Here is a 15,865-nt window from a genome sequence, read left to right as displayed (position 1 = left end):
GGTGTTTAGTTGGAACTCGCTTTTGGCGTAGTCGGCGAACTGCTCAACCCTTTGGCGAAAAAAAGCGCACGTTTGGCCGCTACTTTGTCGATTTGTTCACAAATTTGTGGCGCTTGGTGCAAAAACTTTTTAACGGTTTCAAGTTCACAAGGTTCATCAAATGACCAATCGGCCACTAATGCTGCAATCAAACCTAAACGCTCATCGGCAAACGCCTCTGCACGTTTTGCTTCATCTTCAATAACTGCAAAAGCCATAGCGTTGCGCTTGGCTAGGGTTTCTGCATCTCTAAACGCATCTGAGTCAATACCACGTACTACGATGTAATGCTCTGATTGCGAGCCATCCGGTAAAGTCAGTGGCACTTTAATGCCTTCGTTGGCTTTTTCGCGAGTAAAAAAATCTTCCATCATGCTCATGCTTTTGCTTTCCTTTCGATAATTAAGTTGGTGCCTTCTGTTTCTGACAGCAAGCCTTGGAATGGTAGTGATACAATGATTGCACCCGTGCCTTCTACATCAGGCTGACCACCTGTGTAGCGCAGGTTTGGCACACTCACTACATATTGGTTGCCCGTTGGATCAGTCATCGAGAAGCTGATATTTGACTGCTCACCGTTGAAAAACTTCTCAAGGAGCGCGTGATTTTCAAAATACACCCCCAGCGTACCAGTTAGGTTTGATAAACCAATTGATGGACGAATTGTTTCGTTTGAGCCAATTACAAAACGCGGCTCAATGCCGTTTTCAAGGGTAAAGCCAAGCTCTGTGGCAATGGCGAGGTTTTCACCGCCTTCAGTAACCTGACCGTTAAAGGTATCAACCGCAGGCACTGCAGCAGTTGCCTTAAGAGTTGCACCCGCTGGCAACTCAGATAATGCTTCAACTGACTTACCAACCGCGCTAAATGTTGCCGTGGTTACGCCTTCTGTGCCCAACTGAATATTGATATTGTTAAGCTCAATACCACGATAAAGTTGGTATGGCTTATCTGCTGCAGACAATGTAGTAAAGTGGCGTAAAATACTAAAGCTGCGACGTTTTGTGCCGCTTTTCAGCTTGTCGGCTTCCCAGTCACCGCATACGGCTGCTGCTAGCAACATGTCGATGGCTTGCCACTGTAATTCTGCTTTGATGTCACCACCAATTTGCTGAGTACCGTCTCTAAAATCAGAGATCTGACGGTCGCTGCGAATGGTGTTAGATTGACTGGTGTTTTTTGTTAGGCCCAAAGTTGTGCCTGTAATTGGCACCTCAATAAATTGTGCCGATGCTGGCGTAACGCCATACTCTGTTTCTTCTACTAAATAAAACTTATGTGATGTGGATTGAGACATAGTGATTCCTAAAAATAATAGGGTGAATTAAATACGGGGATCCGTGCCGCAACAGTACGTGCAACAAGAAGTGGTAAAGTTTGTTGTAAAAAAAGAAGTAAGCTGAACGCTTACTTCTTAGATGATGAAATGATTCTAATCAAATTTAGGGACAAAGAACGGTCAAGTTTGACCTGTAAGGGAATAAATGTGAGAGAATTGATTTTCGAGGTGTTAAAAGATAAACCCCAAGCATGTTGCATTCGTACCGCTGGTTTAGAAGATCCTGACCTCCGTCAGGATGACCGGGGGCGTATTTCTGAATCTAATTCGTCATTTTGAACCAAATCCGTCATCCCGAACTTGTTTCGGGATCTGCTAACAATACAAAGCAGGGGTTACATGTAGTAAGACTTGACCTGTGTTCGTTTAGGAGATCCTGACCTTCGTCAGGATGACGGCGGACGCCGTACTGGACCTAATTCGTCATCCCGAACTTGTTTCGGGATCTGATAACAAGACAAAAGCAGGTGTTACATGCAGCAAGACCTGACGTGTTCGCTTAGAAGATCCTGACCTTCGTCAGGATGACGATGGACGTTGCTCTGAACCAAATCCGTCATCCCGAACTAAATCCGTCATCCCGAACTTGTTTCGGGATCTGCTAGCAATACAAAGTAGGTGTTACACGCAGCAAGACCTGACGTATTCGCTTAGAAGATCCTGACCTTCGTCAGGATGACGACGGGTGTTGCTCTGAACCAAACCTGCCATCCTGAACCAAATCCGTCATCCCGAACTTGTTTCGGGATCTTCTGACAAGACAAAAGCAGGTGTTACAAGTAGTAAGACCTGATCTGTGCTCGTTTAGAAGATCCTGACTTTCGTCAGGATGACGACAGAGTGGCATTAAGTATGAGCTTGGGGTTGTTGGTGCTTTGTTTAATCTAATGTTGGAATGGGTGCGAATGGATTAAACGGCTTTGAAAAGTCAAAACTTTGCTCTGTGATGTCACGCAAAGATTGACGGTAGGCGCGAAGCGGGGCTGCGCCCTTTTGCGCATCTTCGGCAATATTCACCAATACATCGACCTTTTTAAACACATCTTCACGTACTTCTCGTACTTCGTCCATATCAGCAAACTGCGGCACAATATGGCTGTAACCTTGTTTGCGCAGATCAATTCTAAAACGACATAAGGTTTCTAAACGTTGCTGCTCAGCCAACTCTTCTTGCATGAGTGTGCTTTCAAATTCTAATAACTCTTGTTCCATGGGTTAGCTCCTTAGGGTTCTTGAACGACGAAAATCTAGATTAGAGATGACATTTCTTGGCAGTGCATCAGGGTCCGAGCTTACATACCCTGCACTAACTAAATAGGACTCAATGGGTTTTGTTAAGCCTTCTGTGTCACGATTGTAAACTCCACCAAAATTACATTTAATAGGCTTTCCACTGGTAGAGAACAAATAATTATCAACTCCAGGAGATGCAATTAGCCTCGTCAAATTGTATCGATTTGCATACATATCTGTGTTTAGGTAACCAACCCCTGAGGCGGACTTAACCAGAGGTGAGCCTAAATCCAAGTAGCAAAAAACTGCGGACACATTCACTTGACCTGAGAAATCAGTTCTATGTATTAATCCCGTCCAGATATTATTGCTCCACGAAGGAACGATATCAGGTGTCTTCAATATTACTTTATGAAAATAAAAGGTTTGACTTGAAGTTGGGGATGGTCTCATGCCTGAGGTATACGCCGTATAACCATTGTATGCATCATTATCGTCGAAATAGGCCACATTCTCTATTATCGCTAGTTTACCTTGTATTTCTTCATAGCTGTCATTTGCTATATCAAACGCGGGGTTATGCAAAGTTGCAAACACTAAGCGTTTCGCAGAAACGCCTAAGCGTTTCGTAATTTGATATGTGTGCCCACCTTTAAGATTAATAGTGATGTACTTGTCTCTCGCTGGTGCGGTCAATTCTAGCGCTTTGTCGAGTGTTTTAAGGCTGGAAGCTATTGATAACCCATTATTACTATCATCACCCGCCTCTGCATCAACATACAAAGTAATTCTATTATCAACAACCGTTTTAACTGCCTCTTGCATAAAGGCTTTTGACTCGGCGCGCTCGCCCTGCCATTTCCCCACTTCTTCTTCAATGGTATTGGTTAAATCGGTGTTGGTTTGTACCACCTGAGCCAGTAGCTCGGTATTAGTTGCCATATTTGCTCCTATAGCATTTCATCAATGTCGTTGATTGTCAGCGTGCCGCTGACGGCTTGTTTTAAAAGGGTTTTTAAGTTATCGCGCAGCCAGTGTTGCTGGTTGGCATCGTGACTATGGTCAAAGTACAGTGGGTAAACTGGAAAGCGTTGGCGATGGCCGTCGTAGTCGTGTACGCGAATGCCATTGCCGTACAGCAGTCTTGGGGTACCATCGCTGCCTTTTACCCATGCGGTGTTGGCTGTATCGGCGGGGTCGGAGCCAGACACTTGCTCGGTTAACAGCGCTTTGGGGGTGCCAAAGTAAAAATGCTGATCATGAATGCCCGAAAAAGCCTTGTCGGCGCTGGTGCCGCCGTTGTTGGCGTCTTCAGTACCGAGCTTTGCGCGGTCTTCGTATGCGCAGCCGTAGGGGTTCCAATGTTCACGCGGGGTGCGCAAGATAAGCTCCAGCGGGATCATCCAACTAAAGCCGCCCACCACTTGCGGGTGGGTGGTTTTGGCGCTAAATAGCGTTGGGTCGTTAAACCCTCGGTTGGCAGATACGCGACCAGAGGCATCGTTACGGGCAAAGCGATAGCGGCGGTTGTAATACGCGGCGTTAAGGCTGCCCCCTTGCCAATTTTGCAACACGTCTTTTAGGCCGTATTGGTCGTATTTTTCTTCCAGTACCGCCCCTGCGCCTTCCAACCCCGGTAGCTGTTCACACAACCTTGCTAAATCAACGCACTCAAAGCGGGCCATGCGCGAGCGCATCAGTTCTTGATTACTGCCAACACGGGCGCGAGAGCGTAAATCTTTCACGAGTTTAAAGCGGTTGGTGTGATCGATTATGCCTTTGAGGGCCTTTTCTTCGTTGTATGGTAGTTGACTGGCATCGCCATAAATAATCGATACTGGGTGTTGGTGCGACGCGTGTAAGTCTTCCCCCACCAATTGGCTGTTTTGCCAAGTAATGCGAATATCATGGGCGTGATTATGGTCGACGGAACTGCGAACGATGATTTCATTCACTGCACCTGTTTTTAACTGCGCTACTTGCTCGCTGGTTAGCCCCGCATCAAAACTGTGATAATGGCTGGCCGCATTACCAATGATAATTTTAGCGCCACTGTTACCAAGGCGTGGCGCCAAGGTAGCCACGGGCATACTGCTAATTCTAAATTGCAGCAAACCGTATTGCGGCACGCCGTTATCGTCCACAAAACTAATGCGCATAGGGTGATAAGGTATATTCTCCAAACGGTTTTTGTGGCCCGAATAGTTAAGAAAGCGCCCTTTATCAAAAATGCCTTTGAGTTTTGCGCCATCGTTTGAATGGCGGAAGCTGTCGGTTGGGTCGTTCAGCTCGTCTTGAAAAGTTTCGATCCAACACTCTAAATAGCTTAACTCCCAAACACAGTCTTGCGGGTTTTGCGTTTTTACATCGCGCATATAGCCCGCTTGGGTGTTGTTAAAGTCAATACTGCCATCGCTATTACAGCCCGTTGGCAGCGCTTGCACATGGGCGGGAATTTGCGCAGCGGTTGAGTGCATACGTTGCAAATATTTGCCCGGCGTGGAGTGCATTAAACGGTAATCGTTATGGCGCGTACGGAAGTAATACCCGTTAATACAGGCCGCTATTTCGGCCATACCCGGCATGGCTTTGTAGTTAGGGTGATTGTGAATATTCAGCGTGGCATAGCTGGCATCTACCACTCGGTGGCCTACTTCAAAGCCTTTATCGGCTTGATATTGACGTGTACCCACCACACCACTGCCGCCGTTCATACGTAAAAACTCGGCCATGCCCTCTTGGTAACTGGCTTCCGACAGCCAACCACGTTCGACCATATTGAATACGGGCAACTCGTGGCTTGCGCCTTTGTTGTGCACACCATCAAAAAAGTCACGATTAAGTGCGTTATTGGGTGTGTTGGCTACCTCTTCCACCCGCGCTTTGGTGCTGTCTAAATCTCTACTCAGCGTCACTACTTGGCTGTTCAGGCTTTTAATGGCTTTGGCTTTTTCATGGCGATTTAAGTTGCTGTGCAACACGCCATTGACCAAATGGCTCATGCTACGCTCAAGATTGATCCACTGCTCGTCAATTTGCCCATCATCCAGTGCAATGGGCACTTTGCCCGACTCTGGAATGGTCGCCGCACCAAAATCACTGGTGATTTTAGCCGCCACATTGGCCGACTGCTGCGCTTTATTGGCTTCTTCCACCGCCAGCGTGCTTGCCTGTGCGGCGGTTGTGGCCTCTGCTCGGGCCAGCTCTTTGGCGTTAGTGGCGTTAAGGGCGGCGGCCTTGGCTTGCTCACAAGCATCGCTTGCTTGTGATTTAAGCTGCGCGGTTTGATCTTTTAACAGCTCAGTTTGCGACTTAAATTGCCCAGCTTTATCGGCAGCAAGTTCGGCATTAAACAATTGCATAGACGATGCAGCCGCTTGGGCATCCACCGCTTTTTTAGCCACCTTGGTGTTAAAGGCGTGCTCTGACACCGCTTGGCTGTGCTCGCTTACTTCCTTATGCTGCGTGTTCACCTTATCAGCCAGCGCTTGCGTATAGGCTTGTGCCATTTGTGCTTTGCCGCTATCGCTTTTAACTTGTGCTGCGGTTTGCTTTGACTCAGTTAGGTGCGTTTGTGTGGTTTGCTCTGCTTCTTCCGCATTTCGGGTAAGCATGGCCGTTGCGGCGGCTTGTGCATCGGTTGCTTGGCGGTCAAGGTGTGTATGCCACGTATCTTTGGCAACTTGCGCACTTTGCGTGGCTACTTGCTTTGCTTGCGTATCAACCTTGCTCGCTGCGCTGATAACTTGCCCGTGTTTGGTAACGACATCAGCGTGTTTGTCGTTGACCTCTTTGTGGGCCAGTGCCATGCGATCCACGTTGGCATCAAACTCATCAAGCTTGGGCGACACTTGGCTTAGGCTTGCTGCGTTGCGGGCGATGTCTTGCTCAAACTGGCTAAGTTGCTCACTTGCATTACTCGCTACTTGGGCGAGGTTTTTTAAGCCCTCTGGCGTGGGCACTTGGGTTTGCTCACCGGTAAAATTGGTGATGGTGTGTTGCTGCTCAGTGCTTGCAAACCAGCCTGTTAGCTCGTCTTCGCGCTTATGCCATTTGCGTTGTAGCTCGGCAAGATCAACGGCCAGTTCATTGGTTAGGCCCTCACCAAAGTCTTGCACTAGGCCATAGGCTATTTGGTGATGATTATGCACAGGCTTGTAAGCGCTGCCGTCAATGTGTGCTAAGCGCAAGGTGGTGTTGTCTATCACCTCGCTGACGTGCAAAAGCGTGTCTTTGCCGTCAGCCTTGTGATACAGCAAGTCACCCTTTTTGACTTTGGCAATATCAACAAAACGCGTGGAGATGCCTTTTATTAAATCACTGCCTTTGGTTAAGGTGATTTTTCCGACTGTGTAAGTCATGTAAAACCTCTCGGTTATTGCTTTTTGGCGCGTGCAAACCCACCCAACACACAGGTGCTGAGCCAATTCATTAACACTTAAAATAGAATTTGAGGTGTGAGGCGCGCCAAAGCGCAACGGGGGTTAGTTAAATGGATAGCGCTGTTTTATTTCAGCCACTTTGTCTTTCCATTGCTGTAGCTTTAACTCCGACTCGTCAAACAAATATTCCATATAAATGGGATCTGACTCGTCTTTGTAAGCGGCTTTACGTTTGAGTTTAATTTGCAGATTTTGGTATTGCGCTAGAGCCTCTGCCACCGATGGTGCATCAATGCCAGTATGAATACCGTAGCCTTTTACCGCACCTTCAATCACGGGCTGTTGGGTTTCAGTATCCAGTAAACTTTGGATATCGTAGTATTCGTATTCACCAATTTTAAGCATAGTGGCCTCCAAAGGTTTCGCCGGTCATCGGTTTTTTGTTATCGTCAGGGTGGTCGAGGGCAAATAATTGCGGCGATGCGATATAACATTCCAAGTCGGAGTTGTTGTCGCCGGAGGCGAAGTTTAGTTGTCGCAGTGAATTGCCGTTATAGCGTGCTGAAGATATTTTAAACTCAACAAATTTGAAAGGATGCTCCGAATTATCTTTGGAAAACTCTGACTCACTCCAAGCCCTCTCGCCTTGCGCTTTGCGCCCATAACCTGCATGGTCGCCGAAGATTAACTTACCAGATTTAACGTAAACCCATGCCCTAAACAAATATAAACCACCAGCACTTGCTCTATTACGACCTACATTAAGTTCTATAGCCGCACTGTAAGGGCTTTGTTCTGTTTGCTTTGGTATTAAAAACTGACTTATATATCCTTGCTTATTCAATTTACTCCATTTATCTAAGCCACCTTCCAAGCCACCATACGGCATAATTTGCTTGTTATATAGCTTTGCGAAAATTGGCTTTTCACTTCTGGCGAGCCACGGTTCGTCAGTAAATCTTTCAGCATTTTGTTCTTGATATTGTTGTACGGATAAGTGCGGATATTCAGTACCGAACGCATAGGTATTTTGGGATACTGCAGCCATTTTCACTTCACCAGTTGGCAAAAACGGTGGCGTGGCTGGCACAAGCTTTTCTACCCCTTCGACGGTTTCAAGGGTGGTGTTCATGAGCCATGGGTCCATGAGCAGGTTGCCACCGACGATACGGTGTTTAAGTAAGTCTTGCGCAAAGTCATTCATTTGTTGCTCGGCAGCTTCAACGCGTTGGTTGATTTGCCCAAGCTTGTCGATAACATTTTTTGTCAGCTCGTTATTGGAGGTGACTAAATCGGCATTGGTTTGCGTAAGGCTGACCAAATGCTCTTCAAAAGTTGGCATTAAATTATACTCCTAGTGATAAAAGTCGGTCGTTAAATTGTATTTGGCGATAGTTAGCGGCGATTTGTGCTTGCGCCATTTGCGCTTGAGAGAGTGTGATCCCCATAAACTCTTCGCCTAAAAATAGGTTTAGGTCGCCACTGTTGTTTACTTCAATGTTGTCAACGGGTACGGCGCTGAGCACTAAATCAAACCCTTGAATCACTTGTGCAAGCGGGGTTTGATAAAACAGCACATCGCTTGGGTGTGACCACACGGCAAACAAGGTGCCGTCTGCAAGGTAAAAACCCACCTCGCGCACTGCGTATTCGCTGTCGCTTGTGAATTTGGCAGTAATGTGAAATTGCCCATCGCCTAGGTTGTTACCACCAGTTACAGGCACTTTGTTTTTTAGCGCTTTAAGGGCAACTTGTTGGCGTGTGGGTTCGTACCCTTGGGTGCCCACGGCCACTTCGGCAATGTGAATATTGATGCCGTTGGTTTTGGCATTAACGGCGGCGTTTAACCCCGCCTGTGTGATAATGGGTGTGTAATTGTTCATTGACATACCATAGTTGTGTGATTGATAAAAATAACGGATTGAGCACTTTGCATATTAAGGTCGCTTGCCAATGCCGCATCGGGCGAGCAGGCGATTTGACTGCGCTGAACTGAGACTGCCCCCACCGATGCCACCGCTGTCATTTGCGTGGGCGTAAAGTGAAAGCTGGGGTTTTGCAACCATTGTCCGCGCTGTACTTGCGCATGTGATGAGGTAGCAGCGAGTTCTAGGGTATTTTTTTGATCATTGGTGATCTCAAAACGCATTTGGGTGCGCAGTGGTTTGGTGGTTTCAATCGCTCGCCATAACTGCACTTGTAATGCTGGTGTAAGCGAAGGCTGATTGTGCTCATCGCGATTACATTTGTTTGGCGCTACTATTTTTGCATTATGTAGCAGCGCGTCTGTTTGCCTATCTTCATGCAGTTGAGCGTCGACACCTAACACCTCAATGGCCGAAACAATGGACTTAACCGACCCTTTTATACGGTGCATCGGCACACTGTCTTTCACAACTTGCCGTTTGGTTTGCTCTGACCAGTGATTGTTCCAGCTATCTACGCTTAAACCATGGGCTAACCAAGGTAAAAATGCGCTCGGGCATTTATCTGGGTCCCACAACCAGCCGTTGTTGATAGGCGTTTGCTCGATGCGTGCGGCGCTTTGAGTAATAGCCTGCTCTAACAAGCTACTGTTAAAGGGTAATAAGTCATCAGACATGACGCCCCCCAACCGTCACTTTTAGCGACTTACAAAATGGCGCTTCGTTGGCCCCAACCACAATGTCGCTTGTTGGGCTGATCAGTTCAACTCGTTGTACACCTGCGCCATGTAACACAGCATAAAGACTCGAAAGAGAAATATCGTGGCCCAGTTTATATTGAGTTTTTAGCCAATCACTGCAAGCTTGCTCTACCTGACTTCGAACCGCCTCTTCCTCTGGTCCAAAATAAAGTGTCAACACCGCTTCGATATTAAACTCTGCTATGTTGGCCGACTTAACATTTACTATGTCGGTCAATGGGCGAATATCGTCATCATTTAAATGCGCTTTAACTTCGTTTATCACTTGCGTACTCGCCGTGCCGTTACCTTCGTCGCTTAAAATGGTGATCACCACATCCCCCGGTTGCGGCTTTTCAAGTCCTGCGCTTTTTGTTGTATTAAGCAAAAACACGCTGTTGGGTAAGTGCTTTTTTAACTCTGCTGGCAAAGCTTGATGCTCAAATTCGGGGGCATCAACATGCACATCTTTTACATGCTCAGACGCTTTTAAAGTATGAAACACGTATGCGCCTGCAGGCCCTGCGGTACTAAACCCCTCTAATGCCAATTGAATGCGCGCGCGATAACGTTCGTTGTCTTCATTTTGCTCGCGTGTTACACCAAATCGCGCACCTAAATAATCAAGCTCTGGAGCGCTGGCTTTAGCAAGTAACACTTTTTCAGCCGCTTCGTTTACACGTTGACGTAACAAAAGCTCACGATAGGCAAATGACTCGATAAGTTTAATTATCGGATCGCTTGGCATGTCTAGCTCAAATGTGGGATAGCGTGTTTTAAAGTCGTCCAAAATAGCCGCTTTAATTACCTCAAAGCTTAGAGGTTCTATCAGTTCAGGAGTGGGAAGTTGTTTAAAATCAATGGCACTAAAGTTGGTTAAGCTCATAGAAAACTCGAAGTTGGCAATAATTGCAAGGTGGGTTGGTTTGGTGGATTAAAAGGTATGTAGTATCGAAAATATGCGGCAGGCGGTAAGCTTGCCGCTCGTTAAAGTGGAACAGTTAGCCTTGTTTAAGCACTTGGCTTACACCATTTGCACGTTGACTGATTTCATCCATCACTAGCGCTTGGCCTTTTACTTGGTATGGGAACTGTAAACTGCCCTCTGTCACTTGTTGTTCAATGCCGCCAATGGCAGCTTTTAACGACTCTGTTGACGCGCGCATCTCAGCAAGGCTTTGCGCTGTACTTAGCTTGTTGATAAAACCGCTCAGCTCGTTGAGCAAAATATGAGTGGTGTCTGAGGTAGTACCTAGCAATGATGCATTGTCGGCCACTTGCTGGTTAATGTTGCCACGTACATATTGCTTTTGCTGTTTTTCTAAAATAGCTGCTTGTTGTTGCTGTGAAACTAGCGATGCGATATTTGTTTCCATCATAATGCTCCTTATAAAGTTTCTTGTTCTGAACGAATGATTTCTATGTCGCCGTGTTTTAGTAAGCGACCATTACCTACTCGCATCGTGTCTACAGAGACGGTCAAATAGTAAAAGGTTTCGAATGATAATCTGGCATAAATATAACCATCTGAGCCTTTGTATAAATGTGGTGAGTGAGTACCATTCACTTCAATATTGATCACATTGTTTGATGGTTTGTAGCAATATCCCACTAACGTGGACTCAACGATTTTGGCTTCTCCATAGGCATATCCATAAATTTTTAAATGAAACATGTCGTGATCAGTATCAGCCTTAAGTGGTAATTTAAAGTGTAGGTTAGCCTTACCCCCACTTCCCGTAAAATAACGCGCTACGTTAATTGCACGAGTACCAAAATTACCGTCTCCTATAATTGAAAGCTGATTCAACTTGCTGTCAACTTTGTCATTAGTGCTTGTTATAAGAGAGTCTATTTCTGATGACTTACTCGCTACTTTGGCATCTATATCGGTAATTTTGTTATCTACGATGGTTGTGAGGTCATTTGAGGCCTCAATTAACTTGGCAATATCTTGTTCTAAAGCCATTTGTTTTCTCCAACTAATGGATTGCCATACTGCAAAATTGGCAGGGTTAAAATAAAAAACCCGCTATCAGCACAACACCATTCGTTGATGAGATCCAGACATGCGTCAGGGTGACGAAATAAGACATATCTCACTCTTTCGTCATTCTGAACTCGTTTCAGAATCTCATAATGTTTAAACGATGGGGGTGCGCTAATAAGCGGGTTTTATCGGGTTTTAAAAAGGTTATTCTGGTTTTGCGTAAGTCGCTTTGATAGCGTTTCTCTGTGTCAACCAAGCTTCTTTGGCCGCCACCGCTTCTGGCGAGGTCTCTCCAAACTCAGTTACCGAAGCCATATAGTCAAAGAAGAGGTAATCACTTTCTTTGCTATATTGAGCGCGCCTTAGCGTTAGTACTTCTTGCTCATCAAAGATTAGCTCGTAATCATCAGATGCTACTTCTGCTTGCTTTGCGATGTGAGCAGCATGCGCCGCATCTTTAATTCCGCCTGCAAAAATTTTTTGAGTTGAAATCTGTTTTAAAATAGCCATGATTATGCTCCTTCACCAATTGCTGGTGCTGTATGTGAATAGGCATGGCCAACACTATCTGCCCAAATCATATTGTTTCCATGATCGCCCGTGCCAACATATGGCAAAGCAACCGCGACCTTCATCTTACCCAGGCCTCTAAATATTGGTTGGTGACACCCGCCCCAACCTTGGCGAGTGTTACGTTTATACTGCCAACCTTTCCCATTATCATCAGCATTAACTCGAATTGTTGCTGAACGATTTGAAGACGGATAAAACTCTAAGCTACCTGATTGCTCTAACACGTTAATCCAGCAATTTGCTTGGGTTAAGAACTCTCCTTTATCCCAACCAGTAAACGAAGGGCAACCTTGATTAAGAACAAAAAGCAAGCCTAAGTTTGCATCAGTCGTCATACCTTTGGTCAATTCGACATCAAATAGTAATACTTTAAAGTCACTGCCATAAAAAGGCTCTGCTTCTGAACGATATACGCCAATCGCACGATGAAATTCACTATTCGGCGTCAGACCATAGTCAGCCAACATTTTGTTAGTTAACTTAGTGACGGTTGCAGTGCCTTCAGTCCCTTGATAATAAAAACAACTCCACGGCGCTGCATGAGATTGCATTACATCTACTGCAACGCCATCCTCATGCCCCGAATTTATTTTTGCAAAATACTTAGTGTCTGACAGGTTATTAGGTGCAAGTGGCAACGCTTTTTGGAAACTTGCAATTTTCGATTCTACTGCCTGCTCTTTTGCAGCGAGCCTGCTATCAACTTCTTGAGACTTTTGGTCTAGCCTTGCTGTGATCTCTTGGATCTTGCTATCCACTGTTTCGGTCAACTTATCCGTTGATTCTATCAACCGACCTATATCTTGTTCTAATGCCATGATATTTCCTTTAATTTATGAAAAACAAAAACCGCTCAATGGCGGTTTGTGATATTCAGTTGCATGTGTTTTGTATCAATAGTTAGCTTTTGGGATACCTTGCTTGAATTGCCTCTCGTGCGCTTAACCAACGCGTTTTGGCACTAACTGTATACTCATGGCATTCACCATATTGCGCCTGTGCTGCTAAATACTTAAGCGCAAGACCATCAGTTTCTGCTTGATAAGCATGACTTCGTGCTGCGCTCAGCGCCGCCTCATGTTGAATTAGCTTCGCTTGTTTAAGTATCGCTTCTGAAGTTAGCGGTATACACTGTGCACAAAGTTGCACAACATCTTGCTCTTCTAGCCCTTTAGTACAATTATCTGCCATATTTTTTTGAGTATTCTGCATCTTTTCCTTCCTCTAACTTACTGATACAAATCTATCTAAAGTATTCCCGCATCCATCAACGCAAATTTTTGCTTGAGGTGGCGGACCATATTGCCGATTTGTGCTGCGCCTAGTTTGGCAAGCTCGGGGGCAATTAAAATGTTGAGATTAACGCCTTGGTCAATCACCGTGATTGAGTCAGCGGGTACACCGGTTAGCACCAAGTCAAACGCCAGTAACAAATCGACTTCGGCTGATTTATAAGCAATGGGCTTGTCTGGATTGGAATAAACCGCAAATAAGGTGCCGTCTTCGAGATAAAAGCCCACTTCGTTGACCCAAAAGTTATGGTCCGTGTCGTCAATCACACTCATATGAATTTGTGCGTTACCTTTGTCTTCACCGCTGGCAACTGAAATTCGATGTACTTCTGCTTGTAATGCACTGCGGCTTTGATCAGGCGTGTAGTTACCTGTACCTAAGCCGATTTTGTTAATTTTGGCTTGAAAGCCATTTTTGTCTGAATTAAACACCGCTTCTAAACCAGCGGTGGTAATAGTTGGCCGTAAAATTGTGCTCACTGCACTTACTCCTTGTTTCAATAGAAATAAAAGCAGTTACACGGCATGCACTGTGGTAACTTACACCTAATTTGAAAGCCGCTGGGCAATGTGTGGGTAGACCAAAAAGCGATTGCCGAGAGGTAACTACTTGTTTGGATATAGATAAAATCGCCCGACCGTAAAACGACGGTTATTTAAATGCAGCCCCGCTGATAGCTCAGACTGCAAGTAATAACAGCCTGCAGGCAGCTTTTGCTCACTTAGCATATAAAATCGTCCAACTGTGTGGCGCTGATTATGAAGGTGCAAACCAAATGCAACGCTGTCTTGCAGTCTTGCTTCTACCGCTTTAGTCGAGCCTCGCTGGCGATTTACAGAAAGCCTATCAAGACTGCTAACCGTTAAACCTGCCGTTATTTCGCTGGGGGCAGCCTTAACAGGCAAGGTATCGTAGTTAATTCGCCTTACCTGCAAGCCACTACTGGTGGTTGCAACCGTGATACCTAAATCTAGCTTAGCGCCAACTAAAAAGTTAAAGTGCGCGCGCTGTGGCTTAGTCTGATTAGTCACTCGGTTGATGGCTTTATAAAGCGCGTCAGATAGCGCGACTTGCTGACTGGTGTATACCTGCTCATTAGCCCAAGTCATAAAGGTAAAGGTATTTGGCTCTTTGCTATGTACTGGTATCAAAGCAGTGTTATCTACATCCTCAAACCATTCGAAAAACTCAATCACAACACCCAACGACTTCAGCGCGCGTTTAACCGCCCCCACCGTGCCTTTGTGCTTATGAATGGCCACTGAGTTTTTGATCAGCGCGCGTTTTGCCTCTACTGGCCAGTGCTCATCCCAGTCATCAACGGATAGACTCCATGCTAACCAAGGCAATAATTTTTCAGGACAAGTATCAGGGTGCCAGAGCTTTGCAACATAATCAGGTATCTGTTTTACATCATCAAAGTAGGTAGCCCGCTCATGCGCCTGTTCAAGTTTGCTGGCATTTGGCGCTAATAAAGACTTAAAACCTTGTTCGGTGTTAGACATGCGCTGCTCCTACAAGTATTGAATGTTGATTGCATCAGCCACTGCCGCTTCATCCATATCGCAATAGATATCATCCACGGGCTCTATTAGCTTTATTTTGCGAACGCCTGGCTGATGCAGCATGTCAATAATTCCGGAGTGTGGGACCTCTTGCCCTAGTTTGTAATGCTCACTGATAAAGGTCTTTAACTTGCCATCGATTTGCTCACTGACCTGCGCTTTATCGGCTATTTCGTTTAAATAAACCTGCGCTTTGATCTGATAGGTCTTTGGCTCAACGTGATGCACTTTTACTAAGTCTGTTAATGGCCTAATGTCGTCATTATTTAAATGCGCTCTAACTTGGCTTATCACCTCAATTGGGTCAACACCTTGTTGTGGTAACACTTTTACATCCACAACTCCTGGCCTCGATGAATACACATAAACATCTTTTACATCTTGGCTTGCCGCCATCGTTTGGTATTCATAAGCGCCCATGGTGCCCGCCATACTATAACTCTCTAAAGACAATGGAATACGCTGGCGGTATCGCTCGTCATCTTCATTTTGTGAGCGCTCAACCCCAAATAAGCGACCTAAATGCTCAAGATCTTTACCTTTTGCGTAAGCTACCATCACTGAACGAGTCGCATCATTGATACGTTGACGAAGTAATAATTCTCTCATCGCCGCTATTTCTAACAATTTAACGGCAGGGTCAGACACCAACGGCGTATAATCCGGTAGTTCATCTAGCAATGAATCGTACATTTGCTGATAAATTGCTTGGTAATCTAAATTTTCAATCACATCTGGCACCGCCAAGCGTGATAGCTCAATTGCATTGTTCACAAGTAACTCCTT

At 45.6% G+C, this 15,865-nt stretch carries 18 protein-coding genes; all 18 read right to left on the bottom strand.

Annotated elements, in window-relative coordinates:
• Positions 1–5: 5 nt before the first annotated feature.
• On the bottom strand, positions 6–419 hold the full coding sequence (locus HC733_RS09450; protein ID WP_190364795.1) for a hypothetical protein: 414 nt from the start codon (positions 417–419) through the stop codon (positions 6–8).
• Positions 416–1,336 (bottom strand): phage tail tube protein, encoded by a 921-nt coding sequence (locus tag HC733_RS09445; RefSeq protein ID WP_190364794.1) that lies wholly within the window; start codon positions 1,334–1,336, stop codon positions 416–418. Before HC733_RS09445 ends, HC733_RS09450 begins: the two co-directional genes overlap by 4 nt.
• 921 nt (positions 1,337–2,257) lie before the next feature.
• Positions 2,258–2,590, bottom strand: coding sequence for a hypothetical protein (locus tag HC733_RS09440; RefSeq protein ID WP_190364793.1), 333 nt, complete (start codon positions 2,588–2,590; stop codon positions 2,258–2,260).
• Positions 2,591–2,593: 3 nt separating this feature from the next.
• Positions 2,594–3,553 (bottom strand): hypothetical protein, encoded by a 960-nt coding sequence (locus HC733_RS09435; RefSeq protein WP_190364792.1) that lies wholly within the window; start codon positions 3,551–3,553, stop codon positions 2,594–2,596.
• Between the two features lie 8 nt (positions 3,554–3,561).
• The gene (locus HC733_RS09430; protein WP_190364791.1) at positions 3,562–6,972 is read right to left on the bottom strand and encodes a hypothetical protein; all 3,411 of its coding nucleotides are present in this window, start codon (positions 6,970–6,972) and stop codon (positions 3,562–3,564) included.
• Between the two features lie 123 nt (positions 6,973–7,095).
• Entirely contained in the window at positions 7,096–7,398 is a 303-nt protein-coding gene (locus HC733_RS09425) for a hypothetical protein (RefSeq protein ID WP_190364790.1), read from the bottom strand.
• A complete protein-coding gene (locus tag HC733_RS09420) occupies positions 7,391–8,335 on the bottom strand; it encodes a hypothetical protein (protein WP_190364789.1) in 945 nt (314 codons plus the stop codon). Before HC733_RS09420 ends, HC733_RS09425 begins: the two co-directional genes overlap by 8 nt.
• A 4-nt stretch (positions 8,336–8,339) precedes the next feature.
• Positions 8,340–8,876: a phage tail-collar fiber domain-containing protein gene (locus tag HC733_RS09415; protein WP_190364788.1), complete on the bottom strand. Its 537-nt coding sequence runs from the start codon at positions 8,874–8,876 to the stop codon at positions 8,340–8,342.
• Complete coding sequence (locus tag HC733_RS09410; protein ID WP_190364787.1) at positions 8,873–9,595, bottom strand: phage tail protein I; 723 nt, start codon at positions 9,593–9,595, stop codon at positions 8,873–8,875. The genes HC733_RS09415 and HC733_RS09410 overlap by 4 nt, the downstream gene beginning before the upstream one ends.
• Complete coding sequence (locus HC733_RS09405) at positions 9,588–10,544, bottom strand: baseplate assembly protein (RefSeq protein ID WP_190364786.1); 957 nt, start codon at positions 10,542–10,544, stop codon at positions 9,588–9,590. Before HC733_RS09405 ends, HC733_RS09410 begins: the two co-directional genes overlap by 8 nt.
• 115 nt (positions 10,545–10,659) lie before the next feature.
• Entirely contained in the window at positions 10,660–11,037 is a 378-nt protein-coding gene (locus HC733_RS09400; protein ID WP_190364785.1) for a hypothetical protein, read from the bottom strand.
• An 8-nt stretch (positions 11,038–11,045) separates the two neighbouring features.
• On the bottom strand, positions 11,046–11,627 hold the full coding sequence (locus HC733_RS09395) for a hypothetical protein (RefSeq protein WP_190364784.1): 582 nt from the start codon (positions 11,625–11,627) through the stop codon (positions 11,046–11,048).
• Between the two features lie 225 nt (positions 11,628–11,852).
• Positions 11,853–12,158: a hypothetical protein gene (locus HC733_RS09390; protein ID WP_190364783.1), complete on the bottom strand. Its 306-nt coding sequence runs from the start codon at positions 12,156–12,158 to the stop codon at positions 11,853–11,855.
• A 2-nt stretch (positions 12,159–12,160) separates the two neighbouring features.
• Positions 12,161–13,039 carry a hypothetical protein gene (locus HC733_RS09385; protein WP_190364782.1) on the bottom strand — a complete coding sequence of 293 codons (879 nt, stop codon included), beginning with the start codon at positions 13,037–13,039 and terminating at the stop codon, positions 12,161–12,163.
• An 82-nt stretch (positions 13,040–13,121) separates the two neighbouring features.
• Positions 13,122–13,433 carry a hypothetical protein gene (locus HC733_RS09380; RefSeq protein ID WP_190364781.1) on the bottom strand — a complete coding sequence of 104 codons (312 nt, stop codon included), beginning with the start codon at positions 13,431–13,433 and terminating at the stop codon, positions 13,122–13,124.
• 35 nt (positions 13,434–13,468) lie between these two features.
• Complete coding sequence (locus HC733_RS09375; RefSeq protein ID WP_190364780.1) at positions 13,469–13,993, bottom strand: phage tail-collar fiber domain-containing protein; 525 nt, start codon at positions 13,991–13,993, stop codon at positions 13,469–13,471.
• A 126-nt stretch (positions 13,994–14,119) separates the two neighbouring features.
• Positions 14,120–15,019: a phage tail protein I gene (locus HC733_RS09370; protein WP_190364779.1), complete on the bottom strand. Its 900-nt coding sequence runs from the start codon at positions 15,017–15,019 to the stop codon at positions 14,120–14,122.
• A gap of 9 nt (positions 15,020–15,028) precedes the next feature.
• Entirely contained in the window at positions 15,029–15,853 is an 825-nt protein-coding gene (locus tag HC733_RS09365) for a baseplate J/gp47 family protein (protein WP_190364778.1), read from the bottom strand.
• Between the last annotated feature and the right edge of the window lie 12 nt (positions 15,854–15,865).

Origin of the sequence: Pseudoalteromonas sp. S16_S37 (assembly GCF_014694405.1) — a bacterium.
GTDB lineage: Bacteria > Pseudomonadota > Gammaproteobacteria > Enterobacterales > Alteromonadaceae > Pseudoalteromonas.
The sequence above is the reverse complement of the archived record's forward strand: the minus strand, read 5'-3'. Positions and strand labels throughout refer to the sequence as shown.